This window comes from Gammaproteobacteria bacterium (genome assembly GCA_014075255.1).
Classification (GTDB): Bacteria; Pseudomonadota; Gammaproteobacteria; order UBA4575; family UBA4575; genus JABDMD01.
The window spans coordinates 473,329-487,033 of the sequence record CP046178.1 but is presented as its reverse complement, the minus strand read 5'-3'; the positions used below and the strand labels follow the sequence as shown (position 1 = coordinate 487,033).

15 protein-coding genes are annotated in these 13,705 nt (G+C 38.9%); 4 read left to right on the top strand and 11 right to left on the bottom strand.

Annotated features, from left to right (window positions below; translation table 11 throughout):
* Position 1: 1 nt before the first annotated feature.
* The 3 genes from GKR92_02465 to GKR92_02455 form a co-directional block, all read right to left on the bottom strand.
* Positions 2-478 (bottom strand): hypothetical protein, encoded by a 477-nt coding sequence (locus tag GKR92_02465; protein QMU60618.1) that lies wholly within the window; start codon positions 476-478, stop codon positions 2-4.
* A gap of 123 nt (positions 479-601) precedes the next feature.
* Positions 602-979, bottom strand: a complete 378-nt coding sequence (locus GKR92_02460) for a hypothetical protein (protein QMU60617.1) — start codon at positions 977-979, stop codon at positions 602-604.
* A gap of 144 nt (positions 980-1,123) precedes the next feature.
* Entirely contained in the window at positions 1,124-1,858 is a 735-nt protein-coding gene (locus GKR92_02455) for a type 1 glutamine amidotransferase (GenBank protein ID QMU60616.1), read from the bottom strand.
* Positions 1,859-2,143: 285 nt separating this feature from the next.
* Between GKR92_02455 and GKR92_02450 the strand changes: the two genes are divergently transcribed.
* The gene (locus tag GKR92_02450) at positions 2,144-2,524 is read left to right on the top strand and encodes a hypothetical protein (GenBank protein QMU60615.1); all 381 of its coding nucleotides are present in this window, start codon (positions 2,144-2,146) and stop codon (positions 2,522-2,524) included.
* Between the two features lie 28 nt (positions 2,525-2,552).
* On the opposite strand, the gene GKR92_02445 is transcribed toward GKR92_02450, so the two are convergent.
* From GKR92_02445 to GKR92_02415, 7 genes are all read right to left on the bottom strand, one after another.
* Complete coding sequence (locus tag GKR92_02445; protein ID QMU60614.1) at positions 2,553-3,755, bottom strand: TraB family protein; 1,203 nt, start codon at positions 3,753-3,755, stop codon at positions 2,553-2,555.
* Positions 3,756-3,809: 54 nt separating this feature from the next.
* Positions 3,810-4,172 carry a nucleotide pyrophosphohydrolase gene (locus GKR92_02440; GenBank protein ID QMU60613.1) on the bottom strand — a complete coding sequence of 121 codons (363 nt, stop codon included), beginning with the start codon at positions 4,170-4,172 and terminating at the stop codon, positions 3,810-3,812.
* Between the two features lie 2 nt (positions 4,173-4,174).
* Positions 4,175-5,563, bottom strand: a complete 1,389-nt coding sequence (locus GKR92_02435) for a YihY family inner membrane protein (GenBank protein ID QMU60612.1) — start codon at positions 5,561-5,563, stop codon at positions 4,175-4,177.
* Positions 5,564-5,779: 216 nt separating this feature from the next.
* Positions 5,780-6,394 carry a DUF1318 domain-containing protein gene (locus GKR92_02430; protein ID QMU60611.1) on the bottom strand — a complete coding sequence of 205 codons (615 nt, stop codon included), beginning with the start codon at positions 6,392-6,394 and terminating at the stop codon, positions 5,780-5,782.
* A gap of 97 nt (positions 6,395-6,491) precedes the next feature.
* On the bottom strand, positions 6,492-8,534 hold the full coding sequence (locus tag GKR92_02425; protein ID QMU60610.1) for a hypothetical protein: 2,043 nt from the start codon (positions 8,532-8,534) through the stop codon (positions 6,492-6,494).
* 22 nt (positions 8,535-8,556) lie between these two features.
* On the bottom strand, positions 8,557-9,345 hold the full coding sequence (moeB, locus tag GKR92_02420) for a molybdopterin-synthase adenylyltransferase MoeB (GenBank protein ID QMU60609.1): 789 nt from the start codon (positions 9,343-9,345) through the stop codon (positions 8,557-8,559).
* A gap of 16 nt (positions 9,346-9,361) precedes the next feature.
* A complete protein-coding gene (locus GKR92_02415; GenBank protein ID QMU60608.1) occupies positions 9,362-9,676 on the bottom strand; it encodes a DUF1244 domain-containing protein in 315 nt (104 codons plus the stop codon).
* A gap of 98 nt (positions 9,677-9,774) precedes the next feature.
* Between GKR92_02415 and mobA the strand changes: the two genes are divergently transcribed.
* The 3 genes from mobA to GKR92_02400 all read left to right on the top strand — a co-directional run bounded on the left by mobA (position 9,775) and on the right by GKR92_02400 (position 12,489).
* Positions 9,775-10,386, top strand: coding sequence for a molybdenum cofactor guanylyltransferase (gene mobA / locus GKR92_02410; GenBank protein QMU60607.1), 612 nt, complete (start codon positions 9,775-9,777; stop codon positions 10,384-10,386).
* A 1-nt stretch (position 10,387) separates the two neighbouring features.
* Positions 10,388-10,924, top strand: a complete 537-nt coding sequence (gene mobB, locus GKR92_02405) for a molybdopterin-guanine dinucleotide biosynthesis protein B (protein QMU60606.1) — start codon at positions 10,388-10,390, stop codon at positions 10,922-10,924.
* A gap of 260 nt (positions 10,925-11,184) precedes the next feature.
* Complete coding sequence (locus tag GKR92_02400) at positions 11,185-12,489, top strand: citrate synthase (GenBank protein ID QMU60605.1); 1,305 nt, start codon at positions 11,185-11,187, stop codon at positions 12,487-12,489.
* 10 nt (positions 12,490-12,499) lie between these two features.
* Here GKR92_02400 and GKR92_02395 read toward each other — a convergent pair whose 3' ends face one another.
* On the bottom strand, positions 12,500-13,558 hold the full coding sequence (locus GKR92_02395; GenBank protein QMU62691.1) for a homoserine O-acetyltransferase: 1,059 nt from the start codon (positions 13,556-13,558) through the stop codon (positions 12,500-12,502).
* Positions 13,559-13,705 lie beyond the last annotated feature (147 nt).

Here is a 13,705-nt window from a genome sequence, read left to right as displayed (position 1 = left end):
TTCATTTATCATGCCAACTATATTCAATATCTTCTGCTTCAATTTCCCAATTTGCGGTCTCATTGCTACCAGACCATTCAATTTCATGTACAAATAACCCTGACTTTGTATATCTAAACTCATCATATCGCCAATCTTTATGTCCCAGCTTTACATTATGTGAATCAAGATTAATTGAAACTACGTTTTTATAACTTAACTCAATGTACCCATCTTGATTCGCACCAAGTAGCATTAATATAACTTCTGTAGTTCTGTTCTCGTTTCTCTCACCCTTTGATGGTTCACTAATAAGCGCTCTTTCAAGCCAAGCGTCATGCGGACACTTGTGATTATTAAAATCGTACCACCAGTCTGATGATGCTAACTTGAAAACAGATTCTGAGAATTTGTCTTTATGTGCAGTGAGATATTTCTTATATTCTTCAAACGCCGAAGCAGCGTCCTTATCTCGTTCGTTGGCTAATATGTATGTCATATTTTAGAAAACACGAATGTCCGCTTTGGGTCGTAAGCAGTCATTTTGAACGTTTGTTTTGAAGTTTCCAACCTTGCTTCCCCTTATTTCAACCTAACTATGTCTCCTTTCGGCCATTAGCGGTCATTTACTTTGCAACATTTCTTTTAGTTTACCTTCCCATTCGACAGTTAGAGCGGGATGTATTTTTATTTTAGACTTTATTAGACCAACTATCCTTTCTTTAACTACTACAGATACATCAGTCAAAGTAGCATTTTCTTTATTTCTGCTAACTTCAACCTCTGCAATATGTACCCAAGTTTTATCGTAATCAATATAGAAAGAAAAATTCCAGCCTAATACCTTTCGCTCTGCCTCTAATAGACGATCTGCAGCATGTTTTGGTAATTGTTCCAGAAGCTCTACAGCAACAATATTAAATCGTTTATCCACTGTAAATTGGCCTGCATGAAGCAGTGATGATGAACAAATTAAAAGTACAAATAGTAGAGTTTTCATTCTTTACAATTTAGGTGCTCAAATAATGCATAAATGTCCGCTTTGGGTCGTAAGCAGACATTTTAGATTTGTATTTTGAAGTTTCCAACCTGATTTCCCTTTAACTTGCCAAAATTATGTCCGCTTTCGGCCAATAGCGGACATTTACACGTTTGGCAACGTAGCCCGTTTCCAGTTTTCATATAGTAATCGAGAATGTTGATTCATAGCATCAATGTACTTATTTGCTTCGGTGTTTAAATTTTCTAAAGCGTTATTTCCAAGGCTTTTCTCTAATGCAGTCTTATACGCAGGAATTCCTCCCCATTCTGATACTGTGGCAGGAGTAATCTCGATATGAAATTGAACACTTAAAGCATGAGCTCCGACAGACATTGCCTGAATGGGGCACGCACTTGTTGAAGCTAATACTTTTGCACTTTCAGGTTCACGCATTACTTCCGCACTATGCCATTGCAAACACCTCAATGCAGTAGGTAGATTTTGTAGAAATGGACTATCTAAACCTTGCTCCGTAGTTTTAACATCAAGAACACCAATTTCAGGTGTACCTGCTATTCCAACTTTTCCACCCAAAGCATCCGCTAGCAGTTGGTGACCAAGACAAAAGCCTAAATAAGGAAGTTTACGTTCAACAACGGCCTCTCGAATGGCAGCTTTTTCATCGACTAACCAAGGGTGTTCCTTTTCTTCCCAGACATCCATTGGGCCACCCATCACCCACAAAGCATCAAATTTATCTAAACTGGGGATAGACTCGCCTTCATCTAATTCAATTGGAAGCCATTCAATACCATCTTCTTGTAAAAACTTTCGAAATATCCCTGGATGTTCTGCAGCGATATGTTGAAATACAAGAATGCGGGTTGGTTTAATCACAGAGCATTACCTCATTTTAGAATTAGGTCTAGAACATTTAGTTAAAGACATATAAAAAAATATTTTGCTGCATCTTCTCTGATGCAGCTCTTATTCGTATTCTTGTGCTCGCCACTTGTCGTTAAAATGTACATCAATATTTTTCATGCCATTTATAAAAATAATATTTGGTGCCCAAATATCCGTTAATGCAGACACTCTAGATAATTTCGAGAGATATTGCTTAGCTTTTTAACTTCTTCGCCGCTTACCATGTTAACACCACACCGTTAAAGGGAGTTAACCATGTTAAGAGCTTTTAGTTTCTATTTAACGTTATTCCTCGCTCTAATCTTTATTCTTGCAATCCCAAATCAAGCTATTGCAGATGAGTATCCAGAAATGAAAAAATTCTGCATGTGGAAAGCGAGTGCTGCACAAGTTATAGCGATGAACCGAGACGTTGGTCTTAATGAAACTGAAATTATTGGCCAATACCTTAACCAAGAAACCGCTTACAACGAGCAAGTCGTCGTCTTAAGTTTGATTGATAAAATTTATGGTACTTACGAATTTGTAACCCACGATACAATTTATTTGCAAACCAACAAAACTTGTTTAAGAGATCTTTATATCGACAAATCTAGTGAAGTTTTCTTGTCACAACATTTAGACGAAAACTATTGACTTCTACTTACGTTTGATTGATTTACCGTTAAGTTAATTGCTCAAAGATCCTAAAACCAGCTACGTAGGTTCCTATTGCTGAACCTAATGAGCTCAACACAAAAATTAGCAAAATTCTGGCTACTCTATTCTTTCGCCAACCCCAAGCCGATGAAGTATCTTTACGTAGATCACTAAAGTCATTCACCGTTGGTTTGCGTATAAATAATTCCATAGCTGCGGTCACCATACCGGCCCCAATGGTCGGATTTAGAGAAGTAATCGGTGCAGCAATAAAAGCTGTAATTATAGTGATTAAATGTGCGCCCGCGATAGCTGCACCCAATGCAGACAAGCTGCCATTAATAACTACCCACTGCCAAATTAAACTCCAGCCCAAATCTGGACCTTTTTGAAAACCCAAATAGAATCCAAAAATAACTAACGCTACAATTATCCAAGGAATTAATTTAAACCAAGAGCGCTTCTTTGGAATGACATCTAACTTTGCAATAACATTCTCAGCGTTATAAGTATTATCCGATGAATTTTGCTGCAAATAATTCATCATACCTTTTACATGCCCTGCACCTACTACGGCTAATAAACTCTTGCCAGGGTGCTCTTTTAACGTTTGCAGGAGTTTCGCGCACATATACCTGTCACGTTCATCAATTAATGGTACAAATAAATCATTAGCATCTTCAGAAAACTGTGCAAAGGTAGTTTCTAGGAGATCACCTGTTTTTAACTTTTCAATTTCTTCTTCTGAAACCGTTTCACGGGAGACCACACTAGTGAATAGACCTGCAATAATGTAAAGGCGCTTCCAGAATGGCACATTATGATAAACTCGTTTAAGGGTAGTGCCTACTTCTCGATCAATTACCACTAACGGCAAATCTAATTCTTTAGCATGCTTAATTGAGGTTTTCATTTCTAAACCAGGCTCAATGCCGAGCTGCTCTGCCATCCGCTGCTGATAAGATCCTAATGCTAAACTTGCTGTTACCATGCTGGCCTTACCACTACGTATAACATCAAATAAATCCATTTTTGCTAACGCATTTGGATCGGTCATGGCATTAAAACGGCTTTGGCAGAGCTCAATACAAATCACATCGTGCTGTTTAGATGCGATTAGCTCTTGAGCTTTATCTGCACTGGCACGAGAAACATGAGCAGTTCCCAATATAGTAATAGTGCTTTCGCCAATGGAAAGCGATTGAATGGGTTCTTCCACAGTATGAATTAGGTATAGAAAATTTTAGATTGGGTCGAAAGGGTCATTTATAAAAGCATATCCTTATGCTTCATCATATTCATTATATTTTTTTGCGCTACCTTTAACTTTTTCGACAGGATATCGTTTTTCATTGATTTCCATCTTACGTTTAGCCATATCCATCAAATCAATATTCAGTTGATCTGATAGCCGTAATAAAAATATAAATACATCTGCCATCTCAAAAGCGACCGCAGCATGTCGCTGTGGAGTCAACTCTGTACTTTGCTGTTCAGTCATCCATTGGAAATGCTCGAGTAATTCTGAAGCTTCAACGGATAAAGCCATGGATAGATTTTTCGGGCTATGAAACTGTTCCCAATCACGAACTTGTGCAAATTCTCTTAGCTTCAATTTAAGCTCTTCTACTGCTGGCTCACTCATGCTTATTTATCTCTCTCTACGTTTCTAATCGATGTCACCGCGCTACCCTCTAGCTTATCACTACCAGCATTAAGTTCGTTGACCATGTCTTTAACTGTTTTACTTCCAAGAACTTGATCTAAACTCTCATCTACATTTTTTAATGCAGACTCAACAGCATTAAAATTAGCACTCAATGTGCTTTTAATATGGCTACTTGGCCCAGGCTCACGCACAGTGTCCACAACAGCTTTTAAGGATAGCTCTTCTAATGGTCTAGCAGGAGTGTATGTTAGTTCATCTTGGTCTATATTTACCAATAAACCATGCTCTACTAGTAGATCAAGTTGTTGTTCTATTGATTGCTGAGGCAAGTGCAATGAACTCACTAATGTTGTAACCGATACAGGAGTAGTATTTGCATAGAATCGTTGGCCTATGATTGCCATTATTTGCAGGGCAACTTCTTCTTTCTGTCTATTAGTAAGCGCTAAATCATGCGCGTTGATATGTAAATATTCAGGATGTTGTTTATAAAATGCAACACTTGAACCTACTAACAATATTAACCAGCTCCACCAAAGCCAGATCATAAACACAAACAAAAATGCAAAGCTTGAATATATCGCAGTGTAACTAGTAGATATAGAAGCCGACATTACCGTTGCAAATACCCAACCCACGGTCTGCCACAACACACCTGCAGCAATTCCACCCATTAATGCAGGTACGAACCTAACCTTAGTATTAGGCATAAACAAATAGGTAAAGGTAAACGCTGCAATAATTAACAAATAAGGCACAAGCTTAGTTGCCAAGCTAAGCAACGTTCCGAAAGGCTCTACCGCTATTATTGCTTGTGCTATTGAAGTATTTAATGCGGTACCGGTAACCCCCATTGCTACAAACACCAAAACAGGGCCCACCATAATTACACTTAGGTAGTTACTAAACCTTCTCGCCAATGATCCTGACTGTTGAACTCTCCAGGTATAATTAAAGGCGCTTTCAATTTTATTGATTAACCTGACAATTATCCCAAACAACAACGCCAAACCTACACCGCTGAGCAGCCCTACTTTAGTATTATCCACAAACCCCATAATTTGCTGCGCAATCTCTTGGCCTTGACCTCCAAGCGGTGCTAAATACTGTAATAACATGGGTTCCATTTGATTATGTACACCAAATGCTTTCATCACTGAAAAACTCACAGCAATAAGCGGCACTATTGAAAGCATAGTGGTGAATACCAAACTCATGGCACGAAGATTTAATTGTCCATCTAAAAAATCATCCATCATGATATGAATGAAACGGACAATACTTAGCATACTGCCTTGCCACCATGGCAGCGTATTGATATCAACGCCCCAAATTTTGTCAGTAATTTTTTCTTTTAAAGACCACATTATTGAATGAAGATCGCTATGAATTTAACCATAGTGATTGTAGCAGATACGCGGTTATGCTCAGATACAGCTAATCTAGCAATAGACTAGCGGTTATCCATTATTCTGCTAAACAGAGGGTAGCCTAGACCGAAAACTGGAATCCAACCGCAAAAAGACAGCCACCAAACTATGCTTGATCGCTAATGAATACTGTCAACTTGATAGCAGAGTCATTTATTTTTGCACCCATGCACCATCAGCATTTTGATACCAAGTGCCTGCAGCTACCTCTTCCACCCAAACACGCGCAAAGGTAGATCGAATATCTGCCTCCCACTCCGGATGATCATTAGCTCGTGCAATCTCTGCATATAACGCACCACGTTCTTTATTTTCGTCCGCAACCAATTTCTTAACCCGATTACGCTCTTTGAGTGGTATTAAAGATTGGTCTCGTATCTGAACATTTGCATTACCCGTTAAACCAACTGCACCACTTACATAATGAGGCTTTAAAGATCCTGCACGCGATTTTAGACTACCTCGCAGTGCACTAATGGCAGGTGTATTAATATTAATATTGGCTTCAGCATGAGCAGGAGAAATAAGTATGTTTAAAACTGAACTTGCTATTAGATAAGTAAAATTATCTAATTTCTCTACGTTACTTTGATTATTTTCTTCTTGATCTTCATTAGTGACTTCAACTTCTTCTTCATTTAATACATCACGCACAATGACACGCGCTGCATCTTCTGCTGCAGCTGCTGGAAAATATATATTTATGGTTACACACGCAGATAGCGCCAAACCAAATAGAAAACTGCTTAAGATCGACTTATGCTTCATTGTTTTTCCACCTTATAAAGTGTGCCAAAAATGTATATCATGTATAAGACCTTACTACTTATAGCTAAGTTCCAAGCCAAATAGTACATATTTTGCACTAGTTCACAATAACTTCCTGGGTGCTTACTACTCTCTTCAATCTCGCGATCAGTACCGGCCAAGAGACTTCATCGGTAAAACCAACAATATCAATTCGAGGTACGCCACGGCCTTTAACAATATAAAATCCACGTGAATTGTCTTGTGTAAAACTATTTACACCATGCATTTTGCAAATATTGTTCTTTAAGGAGCAACCCAACCCTAATTTATCGTATCCAAAGCTATCAAAAAATTTGAGGAAACTTTTAGACAAAATATCGGCGCCACCATTCCCTACTTGTGTAAGATTATCTACTGCAGTTTGACTAATTCTGTGCCGAGAATTATCAGTTTCCGGCGTTCCAAACCATGCATCAAATTGTACCGGCGCCCAACTTACAAATTGCATATTATTTATTGAACCCTCTAACCGACCTGTAATTTCTCCGAAGGAAAATGTTTCGGTAAGAGAGATTAAGTCTAAATTGTTAAGTTGAACATCTGCAGATAATTTTGGAGTAAGACTAAATAGATCTGCAGCACTTAAATTATGAATCGTTGTTGTGCCACCAAACCCTCTGATCAGCAATGCTCCTTGAATATCCACATCGCCTTGTTTATACGTTACATTTGGAGCATAGCCCGAAAGATTACCCTTCATCTCAGGCCAACCAAAAGCGGTTGAAATCTTTGACATCGATACCGGCGTTACACTGATATCCATCAAAATAGACTGATCTTTATTACCGGGATGCATCACCTTGAAGCTTTCAATGTTTACCGCCCCATCTAGAATCGGCACACTTACAGGCTGTTGCAATACTAAAGCTTGCTCATCATTTGAAAATGAGAATTTACTAGACTCAAGTTGCATTTTATAAATACTGGCAGTTTCAAAATTAAATTCGTAGTCTTTTCCAGAATAACGCTTGCCCCAACCAAATTTTCCATTCAATTTTGAAATAGAAAATCTATTTTGATTATCTTCAAAAGTTAAATAATTTAAATCCAAGTTAGTTTCAACAATTCTGCCACTATCCAATAATATCGAACCTGCTAGCCTGCCTTTTGTTGTTAAGTCTGCCATGTTGCTATCAAGCAAAAATGGCTGCATATATTCATCATAAACTTTTGGGAATAAAGCATACTGAATGTCAGCTTGAACAGGTGTTATTGCTTGTTTTTTCTCAATATCAATAATTGTAGTTATTGCAAGATGCACGACATTTGCATCTTCAAAGTGCAGCGGCGCTAATTCAATTTTACTTGAACCTACCTGCCAATTGATTCTTCCATATAAATCTTTAGGGTTTGCATTAGCATCTATAAAAACAGGATCAAAATAGAGCTCACCTTGAAATGTCGTAGCGTTAATTTCACTCTGCCAGATATCTTGAAATCGTTTACTTCTAAAGCCAATCTTGGCACCTACACCCTCACCTACTGCCGTACTTTCTTCATTTGAAAAAGAAAATTTGTTTACATACGCATCGCCATGGATAGTATTCAATGAAGAACCGTTACCAAAAAAAGTAATATCACTCTTCATTGAACCCTTTGAGAAGAGTTCCGGAAACTCTGGTAAGACTTCTTGTAACATTGAAAATGAAATATTGTTACTTTTAAGTCTAGCTTGCCAAACATCATCTTGCATATCTGCCTGTAAGGACGCTGACCCACCTGCTAGATCAAAATTGTCAATTGTAAAGCTTACATCGCCTTCTTTGTTTTTAAGAAATTGAACCTTAGCCTTATCAGCACTTGCTAGTGGATCTTTAAATGACAACACACCTTCATTACACGCAACTACTTGTTTAGAAATTTCTCCTTCATAGCACACTAGATGGATATCTTTAATCGTACCTCTATTTTCTGGCAAGACAGCAGACCCTATTTGAATCGAATAAGATGATTTACTCTCAAGTAGAGAATCAAAATTAACTTTGATGTCGCGAAGATCGATTCCGCTGCCTTCAATAGCATCAATGCTTATTGAAGTTGTGAAATTTAAAGTTTTTGCAGAAAGACAGAAAGATGCCAGCAATAAAGCTAATGACAAGTAGAAAATCAGGCAGTTATATTTAACACGAACATGTAGCACATTTAGGGTCTTTTTTTATTTTTACGCTATGCCATTCCATATTCAATGCATCAATGAGCAATAATTTATTAGAAAGTGTTTGTCCAATATTCACTAAAAGCTTAATGACCTCTGTAGCTTGAATAGCACCTATAAGACCGGTAACCGAACCAAGAATTCCCGTTTCAGAACAACTTTCTTCTAGTTCATTCTCATGGGTTTCATTTTGACCAGAATTAACATTTGGAAATAAGCACTGATAGCACGCGCTACCTTCCTGCATATCAAACACAGACACCTGCCCTTCAAAGCGAATTGCCGCCCCCGTCACCAGTGCAGTGGCAGATTTCACACAAGCTGCATTGATCGCAAAACGTGATTGAAAATTATCTGTTGCATCTACCACGACATCTGCGCGATTAATTTCTTCCTCAAGTGAATTACCTGACAAAATTTCTTTAATAGTACGCACTCGAGTTTGTGAATTTAAATCAGCAAGTGTTTGCTTAGCGGAAAGCACTTTATCTTCACCAAGATTTTTAGTGCAATGTAGAATTTGACGTTGCAAGTTACTTAGATCTACCGTATCAGGATCTACAAGCGTTAACTCACCTACACCACTTGCTACTAGATACATGGCAATTGGCGAACCCAAGCCTCCTGCCCCAAAAAGTAATACTTTAGAATCAAGTATCTTTTGCTGACCTTCAATGCCTATTTGCGGCAACATGATCTGACGGCTATAGCGTAATAGCTCGTCATCATTAAGATCTTTGGTATTGGTAGCCATTATTTAATATGACCAGTTAACCTTTGCGTCTTTTCTCAGCCTCAGCAAATGCACTCAACTGCTCAGGAGTCGCTTCTTTTTGATACTTATCTTTCCACTCTGGATACGGCATACCATAGACAATTTCCCTGGCCTGCTCATATTCTAACGATATATTTTTATCTTTCGCTGCCGCAACGTACCATTTGGATAAGCAATTTCTACAAAAATCCGCTAAATTCATCAAATCAATATTTTGCACATCGGTCTTTGCCTGCAAATGCGCAACTAACCTTCTGTATACTGCTGCTTCAAGTTCAAGTTGTTGTTGATCACTTATTTGTTCACTCATAATAAAAGGCCTTTATAGGAATCAATTTACAATATCATATTTGTATTTTACCCCATTAAATAAACTAACTATTAAAACTATCTCTTTATATTACTTAAATGACTACTATTTATAATGAAAATGTTACCGGCGTGGTCTTAGCTGGTGGAAAGTCTAGGCGAATGGGTGGGCAAGACAAAGGTTTAATCGAAATTAACGGACAAACCATGATTCAATATGTATTGGACATATTAAAGCCCCAAGTGAATGAGATCTTAATCAATGCAAATCGAAACGTAAGTGAATATAAAAAGTATTCTTACCCTGTAATCTCTGATCAACTTGCTGACTATCAGGGCCCACTTGCGGGAATTGCTGCTGCTATGGATGCAGCTAAGACAAAATATATATGCACATGCCCTTGTGATGGACCACTGATTACAGAAGATCTAGTTACTCGTTTATTTTCTGCCTTAGATTCTATAGATGAGAATACACATATTGCTGTCGCACATGACGGTCAACGACTGCAGCCTGTATACGCATTAATTGACTGTGATTTGCATAAAAGCTTGCTGGATTATTTAAATAGTGGTGAACGCAAGATTGACCGATGGTATGCCCAACAGAACTTTAAAGCAGTTGATTTTAGTGACAAACAAAACTGCTTCATTAATATCAACACTCCCGAAGATCGACAAACCATATCTCAACAATTAGCTGCAAAATAATATGCAAACCATTTCTTTCGACAAACCCGTAATAGGCTTCTCAGCATATAGTGGATCAGGAAAGACCACACTACTCGAGAAACTGATCCCTATTCTTTCTGCTCGCAAACTTCGAGTTGCCGTAATCAAGCACGCACATCATTCCTTTGATATAGATCACCCTGAAAAAGACAGTTACAAAATACGCAAAGCCGGTGCTCAACAAATACTGATTTCATCGCAAAAACGTTGGGCGATGATTCATGAACACGCTGATGAAAACTCAGAACTTTCTCTTCAAGAAGCGCTGCAGCATATATCAGTCAGGAATATTGACCTTGTTATTGTCGAAGGCTTCAAATCAGCGCCAATCGCAAAGATAGAAATCCACCGTCCAACGCTCAAAAAACCTTTGATTTCTGCAAGTGATAAGTATGTTATTGCGATAGCAACTGACGACCCTAGTCAGGTGGAAAGCAAGCTTCCTCTTTTAGACCTTAATAATATTGACATGATTGCTAATTATGTTGAGCAATTCTTAACCAAGACTAAAGCGTAATTACTTGAATAAGTAGCTATCTCTCTCCACTGGCCAGTTCAAAAAATGCTATAATTTGCTAAAATTTGAACGAGTTGGTGCAGCGAATAATAACAATGCATACTATATAACTTATATAATAACAATAAGTTACGAATACTTTTTAATCTCAGACCTTAAATATACTGATTATAGTAGTGCCCAAATCAATGCGGGTAGCCGTCAGTTTTGATCACAGATTAAACAAATTACGAATTTAGATTCATTTAGGAGAAGGCAACATGGCAGATCGTACCGTCACAGTCACTGATAATACGACAGGGAAAACAGTCGACCTACCAATTCTTGATGGCACCAATGGCCCAAGCGTGATTGATATAGGCAAGTTATACAAAGAGCTTGGCTATTTCACTTTCGACCCAGGTTTTGTATCTACAGGCAGCTGTGATAGCAAGATCACCTTCATTGATGGTGATATCGGCCTACTACGTTATCGTGGCTACCCTATTGAACAACTTGCAGCAAAAAGCACTTTCTTAGAGGTCTGTTACCTACTTCTTTATGGAGAGTTGCCTTCAGCTCAAGCATTTGATGAATTTAAAGCGCGCCAAAAGATGCACACCATGCTTGATGAAAAAATGCGTCGATTCTACCTGGGGTTCCATAACGACTCTCACCCCATGGCGATGATGGTCGCTACTGTAGGCGCATTATCTGCTTTCTATCATGATCAGATCGATGTGCATGACCCAGAGTCACGCGAAATTGCAGCAAACCGTATGATTGCAAAAGTGCCCACCATGGCAGCTTGGGTACACAAGTATTCTATTGGCCAGCCGTTTATGTATCCAAACAATGATCTAGATTATGTGCCTAACTTTTTGCACATGATGTTTGGCTTGCCGACTACAGACTACGAGCCAAGTCCTACCTTCATCAAAGCGATGGATGTAATTCTAATCTTGCATGCTGACCATGAACAAAATGCCTCTACCTCAACGGTGCGTCTAGCGGGCAGCTCGGGGGCAAATCCATATGCGGCCTTATCAGCAGGTATCAGTTCTCTTTGGGGTCCTGCTCATGGCGGTGCAAATGAAGCGGTAATTCGCATGCTTGAGGACATCGTAGATTCAGACAACGACGTGGCCTACTATATCGACCGCGCTAAAGACAAAGATTCTGGTTTCCGATTAATGGGCTTTGGCCACCGCGTTTATAAAAATTATGACCCACGTGCAAAAATTATCCGAGAAGTGTGTCATGAGTTATTAGCTGAACTCGGCGATAACAACCCAAACAAACCTCTTTTTGACACAGCAATGGAATTAGAAAGAATTGCACTTTCTGACGATTATTTTGTAGAACGTAAGCTATATCCAAACGTAGATTTCTACTCTGGAATTATTTTACGTGCAATGGGAATACCAATGGAAATGTTCACTGTGATTTTTGCACTGGCAAGAACGGTTGGTTGGATTTCACATTGGAAAGAACACATGAGTGATCCTGCTGCGAAAATTGGTCGCCCTCGCCAGCTATATACTGGTTCGGATGAGAGAGAATATGTTGATATTAATAAACGTTAAGAAATAACAATTATTTAATTTCTGCAAAAAACTTTCTAACTATAGGACTAAATAACTCCTCGTCAATTAAGAATGCATCGTGTCCTTTCGTCGATGCGATGCGTTCAAATTCAACATTACGCCCTGCATTCTTGATTCCATTATAGATTTCTTCCTGTTGCTGAATGGGAAATAAAATATCGGTATCAACCCCAACCACTAATGTCTTTTTAGCATGAACTTTTGCAAGACCTGCATTTACAGAACCACCATGTTCAGCAACATCAAATAAATCCATTGCACGCGATAAATACAAATAACTATTTGCATCAAAGTTTTCTACAAACTTATGCGCGTTATAATCTAAGTAAGATTCGACTTCAAATTCAATGCCAAATTTATCTTTGCTGCGACGACTTGGATCTATACGCGCACGATTAAAACGCTCATTCCATTCTTCTGCCGCACGATAAGAAACTAAGCCTAGTTTCCGCGCCAACACCATTCCGTTCTTTGGCTCTTCATCGGGTTCATAACAACCATTTTTCCAATCAGGGTCGCAACGTACAATTTCACGCTGCAGTGAGCGCATTGCAATAGCTAATGGCAAAGAACGACATGCTGCTGATATCGTGACTACGTGATCCACTTCATCAGGATACTGTAATGCATACGCAAGCGAAGACATGCCACCCATAGATGCACCAATAACTGCACATAAATGTTCTATATCGAGCTCCTGCATAGCGTGGTGTCCTGCTTTTGCTATGTCTTCGATCGTTAGTTCGGGAAACTCAGAGCAGTATTGCTTACCTGTTTTTGGATTGATCGAGTTTGCGCTTGTAGAGCCAAAGCAACTTCCCAGTGAATTCACACATACAACATAAAAACGATTCGTATCAATAGGTTTGCCTGGCCCAATCATATACTCCCACCAACCGGGAGCTGGATCTTCTGATGAGGAACAGGCATGCGCTGAGGGGGATAAACCTGTAAATACCAGAACAGCATTGTCATGAGTCTCTGAAAGATTACCCCAAGCTTCATACGCCACATTCACTTCTGGCAATACTTCACCGCGCCGCATCATGAAATCTGTCGTGCCATAATCTCCATGCAACTCGACATATTTTGTTGCTACTGGCGCGCGATTTGGAATGGGATGAATTTCTTTAGCGGAAGTACTCACGATTATCTCAATCTATTACTAATATATAGAGCCGCATTGGCCAAGACA

Bases quoted from the DNA above. Each gene is read 5' to 3' on its own strand.
- GKR92_02460 (QMU60617.1), bottom strand. From the start codon at position 979: ATGAAAACTCTACTATTTGTACTTTTAATTTGTTCATCATCACTGCTT.
- GKR92_02465 (QMU60618.1), bottom strand. From the start codon at position 478: ATGACATACATATTAGCCAACGAACGAGATAAGGACGCTGCTTCGGCG.
- GKR92_02450 (QMU60615.1), top strand. From the start codon at position 2,144: ATGTTAAGAGCTTTTAGTTTCTATTTAACGTTATTCCTCGCTCTAATC.
- GKR92_02395 (QMU62691.1), bottom strand. From the start codon at position 13,558: ATGATGCGGCGCGGTGAAGTATTGCCAGAAGTGAATGTGGCGTATGAA.
- mobB (QMU60606.1), top strand. From the start codon at position 10,388: ATGCAAACCATTTCTTTCGACAAACCCGTAATAGGCTTCTCAGCATAT.
- GKR92_02440 (QMU60613.1), bottom strand. From the start codon at position 4,172: ATGAGTGAGCCAGCAGTAGAAGAGCTTAAATTGAAGCTAAGAGAATTT.
- GKR92_02400 (QMU60605.1), top strand. From the start codon at position 11,185: ATGGCAGATCGTACCGTCACAGTCACTGATAATACGACAGGGAAAACA.
- moeB (QMU60609.1), bottom strand. From the start codon at position 9,345: ATGGCTACCAATACCAAAGATCTTAATGATGACGAGCTATTACGCTAT.
- mobA (QMU60607.1), top strand. From the start codon at position 9,775: ATGACTACTATTTATAATGAAAATGTTACCGGCGTGGTCTTAGCTGGT.
- GKR92_02415 (QMU60608.1), bottom strand. From the start codon at position 9,676: ATGAGTGAACAAATAAGTGATCAACAACAACTTGAACTTGAAGCAGCA.
- GKR92_02430 (QMU60611.1), bottom strand. From the start codon at position 6,394: ATGAAGCATAAGTCGATCTTAAGCAGTTTTCTATTTGGTTTGGCGCTA.
- GKR92_02435 (QMU60612.1), bottom strand. From the start codon at position 5,563: ATGTGGTCTTTAAAAGAAAAAATTACTGACAAAATTTGGGGCGTTGAT.